The 22,992-nt window shown below is 64.4% G+C and carries 14 protein-coding genes, 3 tRNA genes, 1 other RNA gene and 1 pseudogene; 10 read left to right on the forward strand and 9 right to left on the reverse strand.

Features of this window, described 5'->3' with window-relative positions; all coding sequences use genetic code 11:
- Positions 1 to 250: 250 nt before the first annotated feature.
- From F4Y72_03975 to F4Y72_03995, 5 genes are all read right to left on the reverse strand, one after another.
- Positions 251 to 1,675, reverse strand: coding sequence for an MFS transporter (locus F4Y72_03975; GenBank protein MXZ27447.1), 1,425 nt, complete (start codon positions 1,673 to 1,675; stop codon positions 251 to 253).
- Entirely contained in the window at positions 1,672 to 2,994 is a 1,323-nt protein-coding gene (locus F4Y72_03980) for a hypothetical protein (protein ID MXZ27448.1), read from the reverse strand. Before F4Y72_03980 ends, F4Y72_03975 begins: the two co-directional genes overlap by 4 nt.
- The gene (locus tag F4Y72_03985; protein ID MXZ27449.1) at positions 2,991 to 5,297 is read right to left on the reverse strand and encodes a glycoside hydrolase family 3 protein; all 2,307 of its coding nucleotides are present in this window, start codon (positions 5,295 to 5,297) and stop codon (positions 2,991 to 2,993) included. The genes F4Y72_03980 and F4Y72_03985 overlap by 4 nt, the downstream gene beginning before the upstream one ends.
- Positions 5,298 to 5,407: 110 nt before the next feature.
- Positions 5,408 to 6,463 carry a LacI family transcriptional regulator gene (locus F4Y72_03990; GenBank protein MXZ27450.1) on the reverse strand — a complete coding sequence of 352 codons (1,056 nt, stop codon included), beginning with the start codon at positions 6,461 to 6,463 and terminating at the stop codon, positions 5,408 to 5,410.
- Positions 6,464 to 6,595: 132 nt separating this feature from the next.
- Positions 6,596 to 9,295: a TonB-dependent receptor gene (locus F4Y72_03995; GenBank protein MXZ27451.1), complete on the reverse strand. Its 2,700-nt coding sequence runs from the start codon at positions 9,293 to 9,295 to the stop codon at positions 6,596 to 6,598.
- A 137-nt stretch (positions 9,296 to 9,432) separates the two neighbouring features.
- On the opposite strand from F4Y72_03995, the gene F4Y72_04000 reads away from it, so the two are divergent.
- The 7 genes from F4Y72_04000 to F4Y72_04030 all read left to right on the forward strand — a co-directional run bounded on the left by F4Y72_04000 (position 9,433) and on the right by F4Y72_04030 (position 14,934).
- A tRNA-Ala gene (locus F4Y72_04000) sits at positions 9,433 to 9,508 on the forward strand.
- A gap of 20 nt (positions 9,509 to 9,528) precedes the next feature.
- Positions 9,529 to 9,603, forward strand: a tRNA-Glu gene (locus F4Y72_04005).
- Between the two features lie 21 nt (positions 9,604 to 9,624).
- On the forward strand, positions 9,625 to 10,416 hold the full coding sequence (locus tag F4Y72_04010) for an N-formylglutamate amidohydrolase (protein MXZ27452.1): 792 nt from the start codon (positions 9,625 to 9,627) through the stop codon (positions 10,414 to 10,416).
- 100 nt (positions 10,417 to 10,516) lie between these two features.
- Positions 10,517 to 10,714: a carbon storage regulator CsrA gene (gene csrA / locus F4Y72_04015; protein MXZ27453.1), complete on the forward strand. Its 198-nt coding sequence runs from the start codon at positions 10,517 to 10,519 to the stop codon at positions 10,712 to 10,714.
- Between the two features lie 18 nt (positions 10,715 to 10,732).
- A tRNA-Ser gene (locus F4Y72_04020) sits at positions 10,733 to 10,823 on the forward strand.
- Positions 10,824 to 10,846: 23 nt separating this feature from the next.
- Positions 10,847 to 13,021 (forward strand): xanthine dehydrogenase family protein molybdopterin-binding subunit, encoded by a 2,175-nt coding sequence (locus F4Y72_04025; protein MXZ27454.1) that lies wholly within the window; start codon positions 10,847 to 10,849, stop codon positions 13,019 to 13,021.
- Entirely contained in the window at positions 13,021 to 14,934 is a 1,914-nt protein-coding gene (locus F4Y72_04030) for a CRTAC1 family protein (GenBank protein MXZ27455.1), read from the forward strand. Before F4Y72_04025 ends, F4Y72_04030 begins: the two co-directional genes overlap by 1 nt.
- Here F4Y72_04030 and F4Y72_04035 read toward each other — a convergent pair.
- Positions 14,700 to 16,031 (reverse strand): MFS transporter, encoded by a 1,332-nt coding sequence (locus F4Y72_04035; GenBank protein MXZ27456.1) that lies wholly within the window; start codon positions 16,029 to 16,031, stop codon positions 14,700 to 14,702. The genes F4Y72_04030 and F4Y72_04035 overlap by 235 nt on opposite strands.
- 93 nt (positions 16,032 to 16,124) lie before the next feature.
- Between F4Y72_04035 and F4Y72_04040 the strand changes: the two genes are divergently transcribed.
- Both F4Y72_04040 and F4Y72_04045 read left to right on the forward strand, forming a co-directional pair.
- Entirely contained in the window at positions 16,125 to 17,873 is a 1,749-nt protein-coding gene (locus F4Y72_04040; protein MXZ27457.1) for an ABC transporter ATP-binding protein, read from the forward strand.
- A complete protein-coding gene (locus F4Y72_04045; protein MXZ27458.1) occupies positions 17,870 to 19,672 on the forward strand; it encodes an ABC transporter ATP-binding protein in 1,803 nt (600 codons plus the stop codon). The genes F4Y72_04040 and F4Y72_04045 overlap by 4 nt, the downstream gene beginning before the upstream one ends.
- 30 nt (positions 19,673 to 19,702) lie before the next feature.
- Here F4Y72_04045 and F4Y72_04050 read toward each other — a convergent pair whose 3' ends face one another.
- Together F4Y72_04050 and F4Y72_04055 are read right to left on the reverse strand one after the other, a co-directional pair.
- Positions 19,703 to 21,019 carry an MFS transporter gene (locus F4Y72_04050; GenBank protein MXZ27459.1) on the reverse strand — a complete coding sequence of 439 codons (1,317 nt, stop codon included), beginning with the start codon at positions 21,017 to 21,019 and terminating at the stop codon, positions 19,703 to 19,705.
- Positions 21,020 to 21,307: 288 nt separating this feature from the next.
- Positions 21,308 to 21,634 carry a hypothetical protein gene (locus tag F4Y72_04055; protein ID MXZ27460.1) on the reverse strand — a complete coding sequence of 109 codons (327 nt, stop codon included), beginning with the start codon at positions 21,632 to 21,634 and terminating at the stop codon, positions 21,308 to 21,310.
- 112 nt (positions 21,635 to 21,746) lie between these two features.
- Here F4Y72_04055 and rnpB point away from each other — a divergent pair.
- An RNA gene (rnpB, locus tag F4Y72_04060) (RNase P RNA component class A) lies at positions 21,747 to 22,110 on the forward strand.
- Positions 22,111 to 22,112: 2 nt separating this feature from the next.
- Here the strand turns inward: rnpB and F4Y72_04065 are convergent.
- Positions 22,113 to 22,976: pseudogene (locus F4Y72_04065) on the reverse strand (NAD(P)-dependent oxidoreductase).
- Positions 22,977 to 22,992 lie beyond the last annotated feature (16 nt).

The following is a 22,992-nucleotide window of genomic DNA, read 5'->3' on the forward strand; positions in this document are numbered from 1 at the left end:
ACCCTCGGACGCCCAAGGGCGCCGAGGGTGGCCCTATTCAAACAGACAAGCAGGGTGAGCATCGGTCGCCGCGCAGCGGCGAGGCAAAGCATGCCTTTGCCAGATGCGAACGGGCTGACATGGAGTCAGCCCCGGCCGCTATTCCGGCAAGACTGCGCGGCAAGGATGCCAATGCAAGCGCTGAGGAAGAAGCGATGGCGCCTCCAGGAAGGGATGGGCAGGCAGAAGGCGAGGAAGCACGCCAAGAGGCTTAACGGCCAAGCCGAGCGCGAATCTCCCGGACCCTGGATTCGCTCAGATCGTACGCCGCCACGCAAGCGATGGCGAGCAGTGAAGTGATCACCGGCAGCACCACGTCGCACACGCGCATCCAGAACAAAGCGCTCTCGGTCTGATTGCCCTCAAGACTTACGTCGAATCCCGTGAAGTTCAGAAGGAAGCCGCCCGCGGCCAGCGCCAGGGCCATGCCGAGCTTCACCACCCACCAGTAAATCGATCCGTACATCCCCTCGCGGCGCTCTCCGGTTTTCAGCTCGTCGAGGTCGCAAACGTCCGCAACCATGGACGGCATGAGGGTAAACAGGCTGCCCAGCCCGAAAGCGAGCAGCGGAGCGGGGATCAGCAGCAACAGAGGGTTGGCCGGGTCGTAGCAGAACCACTTGAGCGCATAACCCAGCGTCGATATGCCGATGCAGATGAAAAATGCATGGCGCTTGCCGACCACCGTGCCCAGCCAGGCCGCGAACGCGACCACCGCGAAGGTCGAAATCGTCGCGATCGTGCCGATCATCGCGATGTACCAGCTCGCCGTGTCGCGATCGCCTGCAAAGACGTAATAGATCACCACATAGACCTGAAAGGCGGCAATGAGCTGGAAACCGTTGAATACCAGGAAGGTCGCTCCGCAGAGTTTCAGGAAAGGCCGGTTGCTCAGGGTTTGCGCGAAACCCCGGAAAAAGCGCTTCACTTCGCCGAATATCCGCCTGAGCCTGGATTCCCGCCCGGCGGATGCCACGGCCGTGTCCGAGAATCGTTCGCGCAGCAGGATGGCGGGGAGCACGCCGATTGCGACGCAGGCAATGCCCACCAGCACGGCCAGGACGGACGCTCCATTCCGAATGTCGGTGAACGCGTCCAGCTCCATGAACACAAGGAACCACGGGGCGATCAGGTAGGCGGACTGGCTGAAGAAGTTCTGCACGCCCATCAGGCGGGTGCGTTCGTGGTAGTCCGGCGTCAGTTCGTAGCCGAGCGCGACCCAGGGTGTCGCGAATATCGTGTAGCCCAGGAAAAACAGCAGCGAGCCCGCGAGAAATACGGCGAACAGCAGCCCTTCGCCAGCGATGTGCGGGAGCTGCCACAGTACGGCGAAGGAAAGTCCCGCAAGTATCGCACCCACGAAGATATAGGGACGCCGGCGGCCCCAGCGCGACCGTGTGTTGTCGGAAATGTATCCCATGACGGGATCGGTGGCGGCATCGGTGAAGCGCGGAATCGCGGACAGCAGGCCCACCAGCGCGGGGTTCATCCCGTAGCCGAGATTGAGCACGACCATCATGCCGCCGCTGGCGGCCGCCAGGAGGTTATTCGTGAATCCGCCCAGTCCGTAGGCGATCATTCGCGGGAAGGGAACACGGTCCGCCTCGGCGGTGGCGCGGTCCTTCCAGCGCTTCATCGGCGAGCGGCCTCAACTTGCACACGAAACGGCAGGTTTGCATAACCCGCATGGCCCTTGCCGTCATGGATCTCGACGAAGAGCCGGTAGGCGCCGGGTGCGTCCGGGGCCCGCAGCACGATGTGCCGCAGCGTCGTGTTCTCGATCAGGCCGTCGATATCCTCGATCGCTTCCTCGAAGTCGCCGCCTTCGGCCGTCGCCTGGCTTTCCTCACGGACTGCCCACTGATAACGAAGTTCGTCGCCGTCGGGGTCGCTTGCCGAAAGCCGCGCGATGTAGCTTTTTCCGGGCGCCAGCGTGACGTTCTGCCAGGCGTTCTTGCCGTGCAGCAGGAGCGATTTCACGCGGGGAGCGCGATTAGCCGGCTCCGCGCCCGTCCAGGCGGTCTGCAGTGCGTCCATCGTTTCGGTCGTCTCGCCGCTGTAAGTGAACATGCTGTACCAGGTGGGCGTGCGTTCCTGTTTCTGGCCCCAGAGGAAGGCATAGCTGCCGAGGCCGTTACCCAGGTGCGGGGAAATGAACTTCCTGTATTGAGTCAGGTAGTGCCTGGCCTTGTCGGAACTGTTCTGTTCGATCGGCGCGCCCCATTCGGTGGCGCCTACCTCCCAATGCCCCAGAGGGCCCCATTCCGTAATCATGAACGGCGTGTCCGCAAGTACTCCTTCGGCAAATTCGGGCAAAAGCGCGAGTGCCCCGTACACCTGGAAACTCAGGAAGTCGAGATCCGGCGCGCGCTCCTGAACCGCCCGAATGACATCCTCCTCCAGGCCGGCAATCGCAGTGGTGGTGGGGTGGTTGGGGTCGAGGTGATGCACGATGCGGGAGAGATTGTTGATTTCGTCCCAGAGCGCCGGGTCCGTATGGCCGTAGTTCAGTTCATTGCCGAGAATCCAGGCGAGCAGCGCGGGATGGTCCCGGTAGCGTTCCACCGCGGCCCAGATGCGGGTGCGCTGGGCCACGAGAAAGGTCTCGTCGCCGTAGTCGAAACCATACCGTGGGGCCACGACCGGCAGGCACAGCGAAACGGTCACTCCGGCTTCCAGCGCCTGATCGAGGCGCGCCTGCGCCATGTCGATATTCCAGGTGCGGACCGAATTCCCGCCGCGCCGCGCCAGCTCCGCATAATTGGCGATGATCGCACCCGCGCCCTTTACGACGTAGGGCTCCCCGCCACGCAACAACTGGTATTGGCCCTGGCTGCCGGCCACTTCCACCTTGATCGCCGTGGCAGTCTGCTGGCCCCAGCAGACGCTGACCCACAGCGCGCACACCAGGGCGGCGAGCCGGATCCGGCCTGGCTTGAAAGCGTCCGGAATCACGACGAAATCGCGATGTTCGCCAGCGAAATGCGCATCGCCCCTTCGGTCCAGAGCAAGAACGGAGTTTCCACCGAGCGCGGGTCGGTACCGGATTCGATAAACCGCTCCAGTCCGATGGAGACGCGCTGCCATGTGCCTTGCGGCAGTTCCCTCAGAGTTTCCGTTATGTCCAGGCTGCCCCAGTGCGGGTAGGCGCTGTCCATGCGCAGAATGACCTTGCTTTCCGGGCGCGCTTCCACCCGCACTTCAAAGGTGAGCTGCGCATTTGCGTTGACCAGCGGCGAAAGGTCAATGGGCCGGTCGCCGTGAAAACTGATTTGCGCGCCTCCGCCATGCCAGGTGACCTCGCGCGCGTCTTCCTGCGTGGACATGTCGATATTGCGCACCGACACCATGCCCGAGGGCGAGCTGGCCGAGCGCGCCGTGACCGGTACGCGCCAGCCTTCCTGATCTCCCACATAAAGTTCGAATCCGTTCAAGGGACGCTTGTCGAAAACAGACACGCGCTCCTGTGCCTGCAATCGCGCGGGATCCTCTTCGCACAGCCGGGGAAGGCTCCTCGCGGACTCGTACACGCTCATCCCGAAGCCGTACGGAAACAGGGGATCGTAGTCGTCATCGCCTTCGTTCAACGGCGTCTGCAGAGGGTCGCGCGGCCAGGAAAAGGACAGGCGGCCGGTGAAATCATGTGCGATTTCCCGCTCCGCATTCCTGAAAAGCAAGTCGGCCACGCCCTTGCCCTCGCTACCGGGCAGCCAGGCGGCGATGAAGGCGGTCGATGCGTTGAGTTCCGGATTGACCCACAGCGGGCGCCCGCTCAGAAATACGGAAATGGCCGGTATTTCCGCAGCACGAAGCTTTTGCAGAATTCGCAACGGTTCGGGGTGGCGGGCGGAGAAGCTCAGGTGGGACACGTCGCCTTGCCCTTCGGCGTAGGGCTCTTCCCCGAAAACCACGATGGCGGCGTCGGGGCGCTCGCGGAACTCGCCCCGGGGGCTCACCACGACGCTGCCGCCGCCGGCACTTACATGTTCCTCGATACCGCGAAGTATGGAGTCCGCGTTCGGAAAGTCCCCGTTTTCATTGAAAGTTCCTTGCCAGGTAAGGGTCCAGCCGCCGCACTGCTTACCGATATTGTCGGCGCCATCGCCGGCCACCAGCACGCGCGCGCCGGGTTTCAGCGGCAGTATTCCGCCGTCGTTCTTCAGCAGCACCAGGGACTCGCGCACCGCCTGACGGGCAAGCGCGCAATGCCGGGGCGCGGCCAGCGTCCGCGGATTACCGGCGCCGGCGCGCGCGGACGGCCGAGGCCTGGAAAAAAGACCCATGCGAACCTTGACGCGCAGGATCCGGGCCACGGCGTCGTTGATTCGATCGATGCTCACCTGGCCCAGCTCAAGCCGCTCAAGCAGACACTCGTAGGCCTGCCTCCAGTTCTCGGGCGCCATGAGCATGTCGATGCCCGCATTGACCGACTCGGCGCAAGCGTCGCCAAAGTCCTCGTCAACCTGCTGAAACCCGTTCCAGTCGCTGATTAAGAATCCCGTGAACCCCATCTGCTCCTTGAGCACATCGGTGAGCAAATGTCGGTGGCTGTGCAGCTTGGCGCCGTTGAAATCATTGAACGACGCCATCACGACCTGCACGCCGGCGGCAATGGCGGCCATGTGACCCGGAGCGTGGAGGTCGCGCAGTTGCTCTTCGCTGCATCGGGTGCTGCCCTGATCGATGCCTTCCGCGGTGCCCCCCTCGCCGATAAAGTGCTTGGCCGTGGCCAGGACCTTCCCCGGGGCGCCCAAAGCACCCGGGGCGGGTTTGCCCTGAAGGCCGCGAATCAGCCGGGGCGCGTACTCCTGGACAATTTCCGGGTTTTCCGAATAGCTTTCGTAGGTGCGGCCCCAGCGGTCATCCCGCGCCACTGCAAGCGTGGGCGCGAAGGTCCAGTCCATTCCGCTGGCCACGATCTCGGCTGCGGTAGCCGCGCCTATGGCCTCGATCAGTTGCGGATTGCGCATGGCGCCCAGCCCGATATTGTGCGGAAAAACGGTAGCGCCGCATACGTTCGAATGGCCGTGCACCGCATCCGTCCCCCACATGACGGGTACGCCGCCCCCGGCGGTGGACGCGTCGAAGAACGCATCGGCAACCTCCAGCCAGTCACCCAGGGCGGCGCGCTTGTTGTTGCCGGGGGCACATCCGCCGCCGTTGAGTATCGCCCCGACGGGAACCTGAGCCAGATCTTCCGGCCTGATCGAAGAGATTTCCGCCTGAATCATCTGTGCGACCTTCTGCCTGTCTGTCATCTTCGCCAGCCGGCGGGTCACTTCGGTTTCGATTTGCGTTGCTGCTTCGGCGTGCCGGTCCAGCGGGCTTCGGCAATCGGGCCAGCGCGGCCCTTGGGCGGATCCGTTCACTATTCGGCCGGTCCGGGCGCCGCGAGCGAGTCGCGCATCACGATTTCGCAATCAAATTCCTGGTGTCCCGCTACCTGGGCAACGCCGGCCACCTGGTCGATGAGCCGCAATGCGGCGGTAGAGGCCATCTCGCTGATGGGTTGCCTCAGCGTGGTCAGGGCGGGCCAGGTATGCGAGGCGATCGGCGAGTCGTCAAACCCCACCACCGACACATCGCCCGGCACGTCAAGGCCCATTTCCCGGGCCGCCACGATTGCACCGGCGGCCATATCGTCATTGCTGGCGATGATGGCGGTCGGGGAGGGATGCCTGCGCAGCAGTTGATTCGCCGCCTGTTTGCCGGAGTCAAAGGTAAAAAAGCCCTGCGAAATCAGATGCCCGCCGGAATCCAGGCCGTGTTTGCGCATACTTGCGAGAAACCCGTTCAGCCGCTTGTGACTGGAGCCGTGGCGCGGGTCGCCCTCGATGAACCCGATCCGCCGGTGTCCGATTGAAATGACGTGTTCCGTGAGTTGTTCGCTGGCTTCCCGGTCCCTGGGGTTTACCGAAATCGTATCGGCCGCCGCGACACCTGGCGACACCTGCGCCATCGGTATCCCGAGCTCCTTCAACATCGCGACGACGTCGGGATGGTCGCTGAGAGGCGCAAGCAATACTACGCCGTCAACCCGCGTCTGGAGCACGAAGCGGCGCACGTCGCCAACCACGACCCGCTCCGGGCAGGGACGCAGCAAAAGGGACAGATTGCGCGATCGACAGGCGTCGAATACGCCTTCAAGGGCCTTCTGCACGTAGCTGAACTCCTGAGGATTCTCGTAGAGCAGACCGATCGAGTGAGTGAGCCTGCCCTTGAGGCCCCGCGCCTGGGGGTGGGGTTCGTAATCGAGCGCGTCGGCGGCCTTGAGGACACGATCGCGAGTGCTGTTCCTGACCGTGGGTTCCTTGTTGAGCACTCGCGAGACGGTCTTGATCGACACCTCCGCACGGGCGGCAACGTCGTGGATAGTCGCCCTGGTGACGCCACCCTTAGCCTTGGCTTGCCGTCTGTCGCTCATGGTGCGGATCGGATGACAGTATGCCTCGCGTGGTCACGGTGCAGGGGCTTCGTGGGCGACCGCGAACCCGGCGCGCTTGCGAAAGCGCCGGGTTCGCGTGCCGCCGGCCCCAGTGGAGGAACAGGGGCGCTGCTAAAAGCCCTTGCTGAAACGTACTCCGTACGTTCTCGGCGGGAAAAAGTTGGCGCGCCAGTAGCCCGGTCCGGGGTCCGCCCAGGAGCGCATCAGTTCATCGCTGAGGTTGTGGCCGAACAGCACCAGCGCCCAGCCCTGGACTTCGTTGATGATCCGGAAGTTGGCGTTGAAGGAGCTGACCGCCTTCTGGCCGGCGTGGAACGGGCCGTCGGTGTAGTTGTTGTCGTTGAAGAACATCTCGGCCTGCCAGTTCCAGGTGAGCGAAGGGCCGACAACCCAGCCGTTGCCCAGCCACCAGGTATGATCCACCGTGGCGGAAAATGACCACTCCGGCGACCACGGGAGCTTGTTGCCCGACAGGTCCGTCGGCCGGCGCAACGTGTTGTCGCCGCGCAACTGGGTCGGGTCCTGCGGCGGGCAGGGCGTCAGTCCCATGTAGGCCCGCTCAAAGCAGAACAAGCCGTCCTCGCCGTCCTCGAGCTTGTCGATTTCGGCGTTCAGGTACGACACCCAGCCGTGGAACCGGCCGCCGGGCCAGGGCTCGGCCCAGTCCCACTCGAACTCGGCGCCGAAAATTCCGGCTTCCGCCAGGTTGGTGGTGAGCAGCGTTCCGATGTCGTTGCCGCTGTGGATGGACTCTCCGACGATAACCCAGGAGGTGCGTTGCATGTCGCTGTAGTCGTTGAAGAACACGTTGGCGAGCAGACGCAGGTTGCCGTCCAGGGCTTCGCCCTTCAGGCCGAACTCATACGTGATGACTTCCTCGGGATCGTACGGGAAGGCGGTCACCTCTCCGCACTCGCAGATATCCACCTTGTCGCCGAAGCCGCCGGCCTTGAAGCCGCTGGCGACGTATCCGTATGCGAACAGATCATTGTTGATGAGATAGTCGAACCCGACGCGCCAGGTGCCCTGTCCCCAGTCCGCGTTGTAGGTGTTGTCGGTGCCAGGAATCCGCGTCGTGAAATCCTCCGCATGCGACCCCATGGCGCTGGTCAGCTTGTCGGCCTGGTAAAAGGCCGGGTCTGCCGCCCAGCCGGGGACCACGCCGATCAGTCCCCAGGACTCGTACCAAAATGAGCCGGCCGGATCGTAGGCGCCGGGATTGACCCAGTAACCGATGGTCTGGTGGTTCGACCCGCCCCTGTCGAACTTCTCGTCCCAGGTCTGGCGATAGCCGACAGTCAGGTTCGCCCTTTCCGTCACGGCATAGTCGAACTGGGCGAACAAAGCCTCCGTGGACACGCCACGGTCCGGTTGCAGGAACGCTTGCGCCAGCGGAACTCCGCCCGCGCAGCAGAATGGAAGTTCGACGTCGAAGCGAATGGAATTCTCTTCTTCCATGAAGAATGCGCCCGCAATCCAGGAGAGGTCGCCGTCGCCCGTTGACTTGAATTGCAACTCGTGGACCATCGATGTGTAGGTCGAGAATCGGGTCGTCAATTGCAGGTCCTCGAAGGGAAACTTGACTTCCACGCCGAACCCATGCCGTTCAAAGGCGCCGGCGTCGCGAACCAGTGGCGGGGCGCCGCAGCAGAACCTGGCTATTCCGTAACCGGGGTGGTCGGGATCGACCCAGGCACCGCCATCGCCGTCGTACTGCTGGAAGCGCTCCTGTTCCGACCATGCGACGCGGTATTCCATCACAACCGAGTCGAGAATGTCCCAGGTAAACTCGGACCGCACCGTCTGGATGGTGAAATCCAGCTCTCCGGGCACGTTGATCCGGGCGTACCACTGGTCGTGATCACACTCGAAGAAGGTACCTGCGGCTTTCTCGCAATCCTTGAGCGACAGGCCGCCGGGGCTGTTGTCCTGGAAGTGATCGTAGGTGAGTTGCCAGCTCGCCGCGTCTCCCAGGTAGGCGCGCGCGGCAAGGCGGAAAGCCCAGCGGTCAACGGCGAAATAGGCTTCGTCATCCCCCACGTCGCGGTTCCGCCTCTGGTCGGTGTTGGGAATGCCGTCGGCGGGAATCTCGAAATTGCCGTCGCCATCCGGGTCGAAAGCAAGGTCGAACCGGTCCGTTTCCTGGTCGATATAGGAATCCGCCTGTTCCACCATGCCGGAAGCGCGGAACGCCAGGCTCTCGTTGACCGGGAGATTGAACCAGGCTCGCGCGGCGGTGCGCCCGAAGTTGCCCAGGTCAATCTCGGCGTTGCCTTCGAGCTGCTCGGTATCCGGCTGGGCCGTGATGATATTGATGCTGCCGGAAGTCGAGTTGCGCCCGAACAGTGTGCCTTGCGGTCCTCGCAGGATCTCGACCCGGCCGACGTCGTGCAGTAGCGCCAGACCCGCCTGGGGGCGAGGCGTGTACATGCCGTCGACGTGAATCGCGACCGTGGGATCGCCGAGTTCCGTGAAGTTGTTAGAGGTAATGCCCCGCACGGTTACCTGTACTCCAGAGTCCGAAGGCGAGGAGCCGACCTGCATGTTCGGCACCAGGTCCCCGAGATCCGTTACGGTGCTCACACCCTGATCCGTCAATTGGTTCTGGGTGACTGCGGTAACCGCGATAGGCGTCGACATGAGGTCGGTGGCCCGCTTGGTTGCGGTAACGACGATTTCCTCGATGACGATTGCATTGCTGCCGTCGTCCTGCTGAGCCAGCGCCGGCCCGGCGCCGCCCAGAATCAGCAGCGGCAGGACAACGGCGGACGGCCGCAAGAGCCGCGTAGCTGTGGCGCAAAAATCAAACATGATTCCTCCCCTTGTTTGAACAGGACACCGAATTTAGCCCTAGAATGACAACGTTGTCAATACATCCTGTCAACGCACGGCAACGGCTTGAACTGGCGCTCGGATAGTCGAGGGGCTACAATTCCGCCTCTTGTGTAGGGGCCATAGCTCAGCCGGGAGAGCGCTTGCATGGCATGCAAGAGGTCGGCGGTTCGATCCCGCCTGGCTCCACCAGAATTCTTCACGGAACTAGAGTCCCCATCGTCTAGTGGTTAGGACACCGGCCTTTCACGCCGGCAACAGGGGTTCGAATCCCCTTGGGGACGCCACATTACATACGGACAATTGACTTGGTGATGGTTTGCGAGCTGCTGGATGCGTCCGAGCCGGCCCCGTACGAGGTGCACAGGCCCGGTTCGACGGTGCCCCAGCTGGTGGTTTGCGATCACGCCGCCCGGCGAATTCCGCGGGCCCTCGACCATCTCGGACTCTCGCAGGAGCATCGCGCAAGCCACATCGCCCAGGATATCGGGGCGGGCGAACTGGCGCTGGCATTGAGCGAACGCCTGAACGCCACCGCCGTGCTCTGCAACTACTCGCGCCTGGTCGTTGACTGCAATCGGGCGCTTACAGACGCATCGGCCTTTCTCGACCGGAGCGACGGGATCGAAGTGCCCGGTAACCAGGGGTTGAGCGAAGAAGACAGGGAACTCCGGGCTGCAGCCATTTACCGGCCCTATCGCGGCGCAATCGACCGGGAACTGGATCGCCTTTGCTCGATCGTGGAAGCGCCCGTGCTGATTGCGATACACAGCTTTACGCGGTTCCTTGAAGGCGAGGACCGGCGCTGGGATTGCGGCGTGCTGTGGGACCTGGACGCGCGGATCGCCCGCCCGTTGCTCGACGGCCTGCGCGAGGACGGAACGCTTCTGGTGGGCGACAATCAGCCGTATTCCGGGCGACATCCCGAGGACTTCACCGTTGACCATCACGCCGAGGACCGCAACTTTCCGTACGCGGCGATGGAGATCCGCCAGGATCTGCTGGACACGCCCGCAAAGCTGGAGCGCATGGCGGACCGGATTCACGCGGCGCTCGAACCCATCCTTTCCGATCCCGGCCTGTATACGCTGCGCGGCTAGTTGGCGTCCCGCCCGAAACCGCGTTATGATTTCCGTCCACAATAATGAGGACGGGCAACAGCCGCGCGGTTCAAGCGTCCGTCCAAGGGAGGCTTAGGGAATGCTGATTCTTACCCGCCGGTCCGGAGAGGCCGTAATCGTTGGCGATAACGTGCGCATTGCGGTGCTGGACATACGGGGCAACCAGGTCCGGCTGGGAGTTGAGGCGCCACGCGAGGTGACCGTGCATCGCGAAGAGGTCTACCAGCGGATTGTTGAAGAGCAAGGCAGCGCGGCCGGAGAAGACGAGGAGTCCTAGCGCGGACTCCGCGCCAGCGGAGAGGTGGCTGAGCGGACGAAAGCGCTCCCCTGCTAAGGGAGTAAGGGTTGATAGCCCTTCGTGGGTTCGAATCCCACCCTCTCCGCCAAAATCCGGAACGAGCGAGAGCGCATGAAGTCCACCCCTGAAATCAGACTGACCCGCCGGTCTTTTGTCGCGGCCGGGAGTTCGCTCGCGCTCGCCGTGTATCTGCCGCAAGGGCGGTCCAGCGAAGCGGAAGGATTTCGTCCCAGTGCCTGGATCGGGATTGGTCCCGGCGGCGATGTCTCGTTTGTATGTGACCGCACGGACATGGGGCAGGGCAGCCCCTGGGCGCTGGCCCGCATCGTCGCCGAAGAGCTGGAGGCGCCCTGGGAGCGCGTATCCGTTGCGCCCATGCCCGACAACCCCGCCGGCTGGCCGCGATCCATGGGCACCGGCGGCAGCACGGCGGTCAGCGGTTCCTTCGACCTGCTCCGCAGGACGGCGGCCTCGGCCCGCGAGATGCTGCGGCTGGCCGCGGCGGTGGAGTGGGGCATCAGTCCGTCCGAATGCGTCTGCCGCGACGGCGTCGTGACCAATCGCGCCACGGGCGCGCGGCTGGACTACGGTGCGCTGACCGCACTTGCGGCGCAACTGGATCCGCCCCAGGACCCTCCTCTCAAGGACGTGTCCGACTACCGCCTTGTCGGCCGGTCGTTCCCGCGCGCGGATGTCCCTCCAAAGACCCTCGGCGCCCAGACCTATGCCATCGACGTGCGTCTGCCCCGGCAGCTGACCGGCCTGATCGCCCGTTCACCCTGGCCCGGTTCCGTCGAACGGCGGGCGGTCTATGATGCGGAGGCCGTCTTGAGCCTCCCCGGCGTGACGGACGTCTTCGAGATTCCGGGCGACGACCACAGGCCGCCCGGCGTAGTGGTTCTGGCCGGCGACTTCTGGCGGGCGCAGCAGGCCCGCGCCGCGCTGGACGTGCGCTGGGTTCCGCCCGAGGGAGGCGAGCCAGCGGATGCGCCTGACCCTGCCGCGGATTTTCGCCGCCGCCTGGTTACGGCCCTGTACGAACCCGGTTCCGCGGCGCGCAGCGAAGGCAATGTTCGCGAAGCCATGCAGGAGCCCGGGCTGCGCCGGGTCTTGGCGCAGTACGAGGTTCCGTTTCTTCATCACGCCACCATGGAACCGATGAACTGCACGGCGGATGTCCGCGTGAATCGCTGCGAGGTGTGGGCGCCGACCCAGACCCAGACCCGGGCCCAGCAGATTGCGGCGAAGCTCACCGGCCTGCCCATCGAAGCCGTGCACATCTACACGCCGGCGCTCGGTGGAGGCTTCGGGCGCCGGCTGGAGAACGATTACGTCGCCGAAGCCGTGCTTGCCTCCCGGTACGCCGGCCGGCCCGTCAAGATCATGTGGACACGCGAGGACGACATGCAGCATGGCTACTTCCGTCCCCCCGCGATCAGCCTCATGCACGGGGCGCTGGACGAAAGCGGCCAACTGCGGGCCTGGCGGCAGCACATCGCCTCGCCTTCGTTGCTCCGGCAGATGCGCGGAATGGAGCCGGAAGTTGATACCGCCGCCGTCCAGGGCGCCGCCAACCTTCCCTATCGGGTGCCGAACCTCGAGGTCAGCCATGTCGAAGTGCGCTCGCCGGTCAATCTGGGTTTCTGGCGGTCCGTGGGCCACTCCTACAACTGTTTCTTCGTGGAGACCTTCATCGACGAGCTGGCCCACGCGGCCGGCCGCGATCCGTTCGCGTTCCGGATGTCGCTGCTGCCCGATGAGTCGCGGATGGCGGCCGTGCTCTCGCGGGCTGCGCAGGAAGCGGGCTGGGGCAAGCCTCCCGGCCCGAACAGCGGTCTCGGCATTGCCTGCACCCACAGTTTCGGCAGCCTTGCGGCCCAGGTGGCCCGGGTTTCGGTTGACCGTGGCCGGCTGCGCGTCGAGCGCATCGACTGCGCCGTGGACTGCGGGCTGGCTGTCGACCCCGCCACGCTGGAGTCGCAGATCAGCGGGGGGATCCTATTCGCCCTGACCGCGGCCCTGCACGGCAGGATCCGCCTCGGCCGGGACGGCGCGGTGGAACGGAATTTCGACAGCTACAGGATGCTGCTCATGATCGACACGCCCGATATACGGGTGCATATCGTCAACAGCGGCGCCCCGATCGGGGGCATAGGCGAAGTGGGCGTGCCGCCTGCCGCACCAGCCGTGGGCAACGCAATTTTCGCGGCGCTGGGCAAACGCCTGCGCACGCTGCCTTTTCAGGTCCCGGTGGCGCGGAACCCCCGGGTGGAGGAACAGATTTGATGAAACGGTGTTTTTGCGTCGGCTCCATTGCGGTAGCCGCGGGAGTGCTGCTTGGTGGATGCCAGGCGGGCGACGAGTCCGGGCAGACGGGCGACGAATCCGGCCAGACGAGCGTTCCGATTCGGTTTGCCGAGGAGGCCGCGGAGCGCGGGATCGCCGACATCGGGCTGGACGGCGCGGGCGTGGCGTTCAACGACTACGACGGCGACGGCGATGCCGATATCTACATCACCAACAACGACAGCGGAACACTCGGCCACGAATTCCGCAATCGATTGTGGGAAAACGATGGAAACGGCTATTTCACGGACGTAGCGGAAGCCCGCGGCGCAACCAACGAAGGTGGCCTGGGGCGCGGGATCACTTTCGGTGACTACGACCTCGACGGCGACGACGACCTGGTTGTGGCGAACATGCAATCGGGCGCCCGCGGCGGCTACGATCCCCCGGTAACCCTTTACCGCAACCGGATGGCCGAGACCGGCGTGCCGGACTTCGAGGACGTTACGGGCGACGTCTGGCTTGTGCGCGAGGGCGTGTTCGAGGACGAGTCCAACGAAGGCATTACCGCCACGTCCGGAGGCGTGGGCTTCGGCGACTATGACGGCGACGGCTGGCTGGACCTGCTGTGGCGTTCCGCCGACTATGACGTCGACCAGGCGCTGTTCCGCAATAGCCGCGGCGGCGAGTTCGAGGACGTGACCGAGGCTGCCGGCGTGTTGCTGCTCAAGGACATGAAGGAAGCCAACAGCCAGGGGTCGCCCGGCTGGTTCGATTTTGATTTGGACGGAGACCTCGACCTTCTCTCGCCCCAGGAAGGCGGACCCAACGCGCTCTATCTGAATCAGGGTGACGGCAAGTTTGCGAACATCACAACTTCAAGGCAGCCGCCTGCCGGCTGGGCGTTCCTGAATCCCGGCAACGCGAACGGCGTCTGCCTGGGCGACGTGGACAACGACGGCGACATCGACGCCTATCTGCCCAACGCCGACCAGGCCAACCGCCTGATTCGCAACGACTACGCCGAGACAGGCGCGGCCGGCTTTACGGACATCACCCTGGCCTCAGGCGCAGGGGACCCGGGCGGCGCCCGGGGCTGCACGATGGGCGATTACGACAACGACGGCTGGCTGGACATCTATGTGAGCAACGGCGGACTGTCCAACGTTCTGATCAACGACATCATTGAAGACCTGCCGTACTTCGTTCAGTTCTACATCGCGTTCGAGCCCGCCGACAACGCGCTGCTGCGCAACAACGGCGACGGAACCTTCACCGACGTGACAGCCGGTTCAGGCGCCGAGGGCTACAGCATCGGCGCCGGCGTGGCCAGCGGCGACGTGAACGGCGACGGCTTCACCGACATCGTCGGCACCGCGCGGACCTTCTACAACCGCGGCGAGATGCTGTCGGAGCCGCAGCGCAATTTCCTGTGGCTGAACCAGGGCAACGACAACCACTGGATCAAGGTGCGTCCGGAAGGCCAGCGGCTGAACGCCCGGATACGGGTGGTTTCCGGCGACCTGGTTCAATGGCGCGAGATCTTCTCGTCCACTGGCTACAACTCCGTGGACGAACCCGCGCCTGTCTTCGGCCTGGGTGCCCGGGACAGCGTGGGCCGCGTTGACGTCTGCTGGGCCGACGGCCGTACGCAGACGGTCCTGGACCCGCCTGTGGATCAGGAATTGGTCGTTACCGCGGCTGCCCTGGAACCGCCCGGCGCCAGCAGCCAGACCAGCAGCGCCCAGACGAGCAGCACCGCCTGCGCGCCGGCCATGAGCACGAACGGCGCCCAGGGCGTGGACGCGCTGAACAGTGCGCCTCCAACGCCTGCCGCCAGGATGATGCCTATGGAACCGAACATGCTCAGCAAGCCGATCACCGCGCCCCGCTCGCGTGGCGGCGCCTCCTGACCGACCAGCGCCATGCTGCTCATGATGGCGCCGGCCATCGCCGCGCCCAATAAGGCGAACAGGGGCAGCATGCGCAGGTCGAGCGGCGATTCCACGAAGTAAAGCGCACCGTAGGCGACGACCGAAAGCGCGAGCGAAAAGACCGCCCCTGCAACCCGGTTGATCCGGTCGAGTATGGATCCGAAGATGAACGACCAGGCCACCGCGAAGACCTGCATGACCGCAAAGGGAACAAACAACCGGTATTGCGCGACCGCGGCTTCTCCACCGGCTGCCTTGAAGGCCATCGTGCCCCACAGCGTTATGAATAATCCGGCCACGACCATGTCGCCCCGTGACGTCATCGCGGTCATATAGGCCAGGAGGATGCGCGGGTTCCTGGCCTGGCGGAACCCCGCCGCCACGAGTTCGGCCCACCTCGGACGCTTGCCTGTGTACTCCGGCACTCCGCCCTTGAGGCCGAAGCGGAAAACAAGAACGGAAATGAAGCACACCAGGGCTGCCGCGCCATAAGCGTAGCGGCCGGCGGCAACGGGGTCCAGGCCGGCGTCCTGAAGCCATTTGGGCAGGCCCGAAACCAGGCGCGTTGCGAAGACGATACCCAGTGCGTTGAACGCCGAACTGAATCCGACCACGCGCCCGCGCGAGGATTCCACCGGATAGTCGTTCTGGATCGTGGCGGTCATGGATGCGACCGCCGCTACGCCCACGCCGAAGATGATCCGGAAGCACATCAGATGAATGACTTCCGTGGCCCAGGGATACAGGGCGTAGCTGAGTCCAATCAGCCCGATGCCCAGCATGATGACCGGGCGGCGGCCGATTCGGTCGGCCAGCATGCCGAAGGGCCAGATCAGCAGCAGGACGATGAATTCGGTCATCCCCGTAAGTTGCCCGGTAACGGTCCCGGCAAAGTCCGAGTCCGTAATCCCGATATGCTCGGTGAGGATGTAGGGCTGGGAAAAGTTCATGTTCGTCATCATCCCGATGCAGATCAGGGATGCGTACATGTAAGTCCAGAAATGCCGGACCGTCACGCCCGTTTCGAGCTGGATCTGCCCTATGCGCGCGCCGGCGCTGCGGTCAATGTCGATCATCGAATGGTCCCGTTGGTGCGGCCGCCATCATATACGCGGTATTGCGAAAACTGGTGCAGAATTGCCCGCGGCGGCGGCGATGGAAATTCCTGAATGCTGGGTGTAGATAACAGGCTGGTGACGCCGGCCACGATGAAATGGGTCAGGGTGGGCCTGATTGCCGGCATCGCCACGATGCCGACGACCATTCTGCTCTACTACGTGCTGGGCCTGGCGGTCGATGCGGCCTGGCACGGCAGCAACCTGTTGCGCCAGTGGTTCTGGGTGTTGGCCGGCCTGGTACTTGCGAAAGCGGTCCTGGCCTGGGTGTTCCGGACCGGACAGTTCAGGGCCTCCAGCGAGGCCAAACTGAACGTGCGCGACCGCATACACAAGAAGGTCGTCGAACTCGGTCCCGGTATTCTCGGCAAACGACGGACTGGTGAGATCGCCAACATCGCGACCGAAGGCGTCGAGTACCTCGACTATTACTTCAGCGTCTATTTCGTCCAGATCTGGGTCGCGATTGCGATTCCCATCATGCTCTGTGCCGCGATTTTCTGGATCGACTGGGTCGTGGGCCTGTGGATGCTGGCGGGCGTGCCGCTGACGCCCCTGTTCGTGGGGTCTTCGGCCCGCGGGTTCCGGCGCATCAGTGCGCACAACGAGGACGTGAAGAACCGCAACAGCTCCCAGTACCTGGATTCGATCCAGGGCATGACCACGCTCAAGATGTTCAACCAGGAAAAAACGCGCGGCAAGGAACTGGAGGCGGGGAACGAAGTACAGCGCCGCACCACGATGAAACTCCTGGCCGTGGCCCAGTCGCAGTTCATCTTCCTGGAGCTCGGATTTGCCCTGTTCTCGACCGCGGTGGCCATGGCCGTGGCCCTGTACCGATACTCGGGTGGTCATGTCAGCCCCGGCGAAGTGCTCGCGGTGGTGCTCATCAGCCTGGAGTTCAGCCGCACCCTGCTGCTCATCGGCGAGTTCTTTTTCGCCGGCGCGCTGGGTCGCGAAGTGGCGCGCACGGTACGGAAGTTTCTGGACGAGAAGGTCCCGGTGCGTTTCTCGGCGGAAGAGGCATCGAAGGAATTGCGCGGCACCCAATTGAGCATTCGGATCAGGGATGTTTCGTATACCTATCCCGGAGCGGATGCGCCCGCGGTGCGGAATTTCTCAATGGACCTCAACCCGGGGGAGACCGTGGCGCTGGTCGGTCGTAGCGGTTCCGGGAAGACCACGGTGACCAACCTGCTGCTGCGAACGCTGGACCCGGATTCAGGCGAAATCCTCTATGCCGGAGTCCCGGAACGCGAACTGTCGCTCGAGCGGATACGCAGGCAGATCGCCCTGGTTCCCCAGGATCCGTTCCTGTTCTACGGGACCATTGCGGAGAACCTGCGGGTCGCCCGGGAAGAAGCTTCGGACGTGGAACTCTTCGAGGCGCTCAGGGGCGCCGAACTGTTCGATTTCGTGGAGGCCTGCCCCGACGGGCTGGACACGATGGTCGGCGACCAGGGCATGGCCCTGAGCGCGGGACAGGCGCAGCGCCTGGCGATCGCCCGCGCCATTCTCAAGGACGCTCCCATCGTCGTTCTCGACGAGCCGACATCGCAGATCGACGTGGAAACGGAAACCGTCCTGCACCAGGCGTTGCAGCGCCTTACCGCAGGCAAGACGGTCTTGTTGATCGCCCACCGTCTGAGCACGATCGAACGGGCCGACCGTATCGTCGTCATGGCGGATGGTGCGGTGTCCGAGAAAGGCACGCGCGACGAGTTGCTGGCTCACGGCGGCATTTACGCGGGCATGATCCGGACAAAGAAAGAGCTGGAGAGTCTGGCGGAGGCGCCGGCATGATGCCCCGAGCGAGCAACGCTCGAATCATCCGGCGGTTGCTTGGCCACATGAGGCCCTTCAGCTGGATCATGGGCATTTCGCTGGTCGCCCGCGTCGTCAAGATCGCTGCGCAAGCCGCCGTGCTCGGCATAGCGGCCGCCGGCGTGGGCATCTACGTCGCAGCCCACGAACCCGGCGCCGTCAACTGGGACGTGATCTTCACGCAGGTGAAGTGGATTGCGATAGCGGGAACGACCGTCGGCGTTGCGTCGTACATCGAGCAGTACACCGGCCACTACGTGGCGTTCCGGATCCTGGCGGCGTTCCGCAATATCTTCTACTACGCGATGCTCCCGCTGGCGCCTGCTCGCACGGCAAAACTTCAGTCCGGCGACGCGGTCAGCCGGGTCATGTCGGACTGCGAGCGGGTCGAGCCGTTCTACGCCCACACCATCGCCCCGGCGGTCGCCGCAATCTGCGTTCCCGGCGTAATTCTGGCGTGGTGCTACAGCGTGCATCCCTCCTTTCTCGCGGTGCTGGTCCCGTTCTACCTGGCCACGACCTTCGTGCTGCCCTGGCTGGTGGCGAAGCTGGGCGGCGATGGCGTGGCCTACCGCGAGCAGCTTGGACAGGTCAACGCCTACGTCGCCGACAGCATTCAGGGCGTTCGCGACACGGTGGCGTTCGGTTACGAGAAGCGCCGCGGCGAGGAGCTATGGCGCATCGGCGCCACCATGCAGGCAGGACAGGACAAACTCTACGGGGCCGACGCCACCCAGCGCGCGCTGGGAGAAATCTTCGTTACCGTGGGCATTCTTGCCGCGGCCTGGTGGGGCATAGAGCTGACCCTGGACGGGCGGATATCGGCCCTGGTCGATCTGCCCGCAATCATCGCCGTGTCGGTGATCGGCTTCTATACGTCGATCGGGCTTGCGAACAATTACACGGACTTCCGCGTTTCGATCATAGCGGCACGCCGCCTGTTCTCGATGATGGACGAACCGCCGGCGGTGCGGGAAACGGCCGGCGCGGCAGCCGGCGGCGCGGAAACCGCATCGCTGCATTTCCGCAACGTTTCCTTCGAATACGATTCGGACGACTCGCAGTGGAGCCGTGGCGGCAGGGTGCTGGAGAATTTCTCGCTCGATATCGAGGCTGGCCGGCATGTGGCCCTGGTCGGTCCCAGCGGCACGGGGAAGACGACGCTCATCAATCTGCTCTTGCGTCATTGGGACGCCGGGAGCGGCGAGATTGCCGTCGGCAGTCGGCCGGTCACCGATTTCTCGCTGGAAGCCCTGCAGAAGCAGTTCGCCGTGGTGTCCCAACGCAGCTACATCTTCAACGAGTCCATCGGCGAGAACATACTGTTCGGCCGTCCCGAGGCCTCGCGGGCGGAGATGGAGGCGGCGGCTAGGGACGCCGGACTGAGCGAGTGGATCGCTTCATTGCCGGACGGATACGAATCGCCGTGCGGCGAGCGCGGCGGCAAGCTGTCCGGCGGTCAGCGGCAGCGCATCGCCATTGCCCGGGCCATCCTCAAGGATGCGCCGATCGTGCTGCTGGACGAGCCCACCTCCAGCCTGGACGTGGAGACGGAAAAGGGCGTGATGGAAGCCCAGCGGCGCCTGTGCCGGAACAAGACCACGCTCACGATTGCGCATCGGCTTTCAACCGTGGTCGACAGCGACGAAATCCTGGTCATGATCGAGGGAAAAATCGCCGAACGCGGGACCCACCGGGAACTGATGGCCGCCGGCGGCTGGTACGCTCAGATGTTCACCCTGCAACTGGATGAAGTGGACGCCGCCCTGGTCGCCTGAGAACGACGCGCTGCCAGGCCTGCCCCTCGCTCAGTGCCTGCCCATGGCGGCTGCGGCCCCCGGCTTCCAGTCGCCCGGCGCCACAACCCAGACAATTACCGCAAATACGAACAGCACCGCCTGCGCGCCGGCTATCAGCAGATACGGCGCCCACGGCGTTGCGGCGCTGAAAAGCGCGCCGCCGTAGGTGGCGGCAAGCATGATGCCGGCAGAACCGAACAGGCTCAGCAGGCCAATGACCGCGCCGCGCTTGGCGGGCGGCGCTTCCTGGCCCACCAGCGCCATGCTGCTCATCATGCCGCCGGCCATGGACGCTCCCACCAGGGCAAAGAGCGGCAGCATGCGCAGGTCCAGGGGCGTTTCCACGAAATACATCAATCCATAGGCGACCATCGACATCGCCGTCGACAGCACCACTCCCGCGACCCGGCTGATGCGGTCGAGTATCCAGCCGAACACGAACGACCAGCACACGGCTGACACCGTGCCGACGGTAGACGGCAGCCATACCTGGTATTGGGCCACGGCGACCTCGCCCCCGGCGGCCCTGAACGCCGTGCTGGCCCACAGGGACGTGAACAGGCCGAACACCACCAAGGCGCCGCGCGCCGGCATCGCGTAAAGGTAGGCGAGCACGATGCGCGGGTTCCTCATCTGCTCGATGCCCGTTCGAATCAGGTCCCACCAGCGAGGGCGCTGCCTCGTCTGTTCGGGCACGCCGGCCTTCAGGCCGAAGCGGAATATCAGTATCGATACCAGGCACACGAGCGCTGCCGCGCTGTACGCGTAGCGGCCCGCGGCCACCGGCCCCATGCCGGCGTCCTGCAACCATACCGGCAGGCGCGACACCATCCATGTTGCAAACACGATGCCCAGCGCGTTGAAGGCGGAACTGAACCCGATCACGCGGCCGCGCGACGACTCGACGGGATAGTCGTTCTGGATCGTGGCCGTCATGGCCGCCGCGGCGGCCACGCCGATGCCGAAGATCACCCGGATCGCCATGAGTTCGTTGACTTCCGTCGCCCAGGGGTACAAGGCGTAGCTGAGTCCGATCATGCCGATGCCCAGCATGATGACCGGGCGGCGTCCTATGCGGTCGGCCAGTATGCCGAACGGCCAGATCAGCAGCAGGTTCATGACTTCCGTGACCAGCGTGAGCTGGCCGGTGATTCTGCCGGCCAGACTCGCGTCGGCGATTCCCAGGTGCTGAAGGAGGATGTAGGGCTGGGAGAAGTTCATGTTCGAGATCATCCCGATGCAGATCAGGGACGCGTACATGTAGGTCCAGAAGTGCATTACGCGCACTCCGGACGCCAGCTCAATGTTTCCTATCCGCCCGGTCATGCCTTCCCCTCCGAACGACCGCCAGCCATCATATCCCACACCCCCGAGCCGGTTTTTCCCGTCCGGTTCGATGGCGTCAGCGAACCATCGATGTAGGAATGAATTCTCACTAATCGGACAATATAAAAAGGGCCGCCGGGTCGCGCCGGTGGCCCTTGGGTCCTGCAGACGAAGCAGCAGGCGAGGTTGGGTGCAATGGTAGGAACGCAACCGGAAAAGTCAATGCACCTGCAAAGAGATATACGTGTAAAAAACTCTCTAATGCGGCCCTTACAGTCGGCTTGATGTCTAAATCCTCGACCGGTTGCGTCTGGGCGCCGCCTCGGAAAGAATCGCAGGGCGGTCGTAGAGCGCTTCCCTGTGGAGGTTTTCGGACATACGCAATCCCACACCCTGCGCGTCGAAGTCCGCAAACACTTCCCTCAATTGCCTGCAGCGTCGCTGATAGGGCGTTTCGCCGGGCTCCGCGTCGGACTCGTGCTTTCCGTCGCAGTTCGCCACCAGATTTCTCAGATACGCACGCACCAGAGCGGGAACGGAAGTACCCAGCTCGGCAGCGCGAATCCGGGCGAGCCGATGGCAGTCGTCATCGATCGATACCGTGATGTATTTCATGGCCAAAGCCTAACAGTGCCTGCGCAGCACAGCATGGGCTGACGCTGACTGTCCGTCAACCCGTTGTCCGCGTATTGCGCGGGCGCGCGGAGTGGTCTAGTGTTGGCTTGGGCAAGCCGGCCAGGCAATCGCCGGTCGCGCCGGGTTTTCCGGTGCGGCGGGAGGAAAGTCCGGGCTCCGGCGGACGGGACGCCAGGTAACGCCTGGGGGGCGCAAGCCTACGGAAAGTGCCACAGAAAAAATACCGCCCGGCGCCCTCGGGAATGCCGGGTAAGGGTGAAATGGTGCGGTAAGAGCGCACCGCGCGGCCGGCAACGGCCGTGGCAGGGTAAACCCCGTCCGGAGCAAGGCTGAATAGGGAAGCAATGCGTATGTCCGCACGCGCTTCCGGGTAAGCTGCTCGAGGCCGCCGGCGACGGCGGCCCTAGATGAATGATTGCCCCCGACAGAACCCGGCTTATCGGCCGGCTTGCCCCTCCTTGCGCAGGCGGCGGATCAGGCTGGACGTGTCCCAGCGCCCGCCGCTCATGGCCTGAATCTCGGCGTAGAAACGGTCCACCAGTTCGGCCACGGGGAGTTCGGCGCCGTTGCGCCTGGCTTCGTCCATGGCGTAGCCGAGATCCTTGCGCATCCAGTCCACCGCGAAGCCGAATTCGAACTCGTCGGCCAGCATCGTGGCGTGGCGGTTGTCGAGCTGCCAGGACTGGGCCGCTCCGGCGCCGATCAGGCGCGCGACCTGCTCGCCGTCGAGGCCGGAGCGCTGCGCGAAGTTCAGGCCTTCCGAGAGCGCCTGTACGAGTCCGGCGATGCAGACCTGGTTGACCATCTTGGTGAGCTGGCCCGCGCCGGCCGGCCCCATGAGGTCGATCCGCGCGCCGTAGCATTCGAGAAGCGGAAGCACGCGGTCGTAGTCCTTCTCGCGTCCACCCGCCATGATCGCCAGCTTGCCGTTCTCGGCCCCCGCCTGACCCCCGGATACGGGCGCGTCCACGAAAGCAAGATCGCGCTCGCGCGCGCTGCCGTCCAGTTCGCGCGCGAGTTCGGCCGAAGTGGTGGTGTGATCGACCAGAACCGCCCCGCCGCTCATGCCGGCAAACGCGCCGTCCCGCTGCAGCGTCACGGCACGGACGTCCTCGTCGCGCCCCACGCAGGTAAACGCGAACTCAGCGTCCTCGCAGGCCGCGGCAGGACTGGCCGCCGACGTACAGCCGTATTCCTTCACCCAGCGCTCGGCCGTGGAGCGCGTGCGGTTGAATACCGTGACCGCGTGCCCCGCGCGCGCCAGGTGCCCGGCCATCGGGTAGCCCATCACCCCCAGCCCCATGAACGCCACCCTGGCCATTCCGCGAAGACGCAGT

The organism is Gammaproteobacteria bacterium (assembly GCA_009838035.1).
Classification (GTDB): domain Bacteria; phylum Pseudomonadota; class Gammaproteobacteria; order Steroidobacterales; family Foliamicaceae; genus Foliamicus.

What these genes read in the sequence shown, in the direction of transcription:
- F4Y72_04030 (MXZ27455.1), top strand. Translation starts at nt 13,021, where the DNA reads ATGAAACGGTGTTTTTGCGTCGGCTCCATTGCGGTAGCCGCGGGAGTG.
- F4Y72_04035 (MXZ27456.1), bottom strand. Translation starts at nt 16,031, where the DNA reads ATGATCGACATTGACCGCAGCGCCGGCGCGCGCATAGGGCAGATCCAG.
- F4Y72_04050 (MXZ27459.1), bottom strand. Translation starts at nt 21,019, where the DNA reads ATGACCGGGCGGATAGGAAACATTGAGCTGGCGTCCGGAGTGCGCGTA.
- F4Y72_04025 (MXZ27454.1), top strand. Translation starts at nt 10,847, where the DNA reads ATGAAGTCCACCCCTGAAATCAGACTGACCCGCCGGTCTTTTGTCGCG.
- csrA (MXZ27453.1), top strand. Translation starts at nt 10,517, where the DNA reads ATGCTGATTCTTACCCGCCGGTCCGGAGAGGCCGTAATCGTTGGCGAT.
- F4Y72_03985 (MXZ27449.1), bottom strand. Translation starts at nt 5,297, where the DNA reads ATGACAGACAGGCAGAAGGTCGCACAGATGATTCAGGCGGAAATCTCT.
- F4Y72_04055 (MXZ27460.1), bottom strand. Translation starts at nt 21,634, where the DNA reads ATGAAATACATCACGGTATCGATCGATGACGACTGCCATCGGCTCGCC.
- F4Y72_03990 (MXZ27450.1), bottom strand. Translation starts at nt 6,463, where the DNA reads ATGAGCGACAGACGGCAAGCCAAGGCTAAGGGTGGCGTCACCAGGGCG.
- F4Y72_04045 (MXZ27458.1), top strand. Translation starts at nt 17,870, where the DNA reads ATGATGCCCCGAGCGAGCAACGCTCGAATCATCCGGCGGTTGCTTGGC.
- F4Y72_03995 (MXZ27451.1), bottom strand. Translation starts at nt 9,295, where the DNA reads ATGTTTGATTTTTGCGCCACAGCTACGCGGCTCTTGCGGCCGTCCGCC.
- F4Y72_04040 (MXZ27457.1), top strand. Translation starts at nt 16,125, where the DNA reads ATGCTGGGTGTAGATAACAGGCTGGTGACGCCGGCCACGATGAAATGG.
- F4Y72_03975 (MXZ27447.1), bottom strand. Translation starts at nt 1,675, where the DNA reads ATGAAGCGCTGGAAGGACCGCGCCACCGCCGAGGCGGACCGTGTTCCC.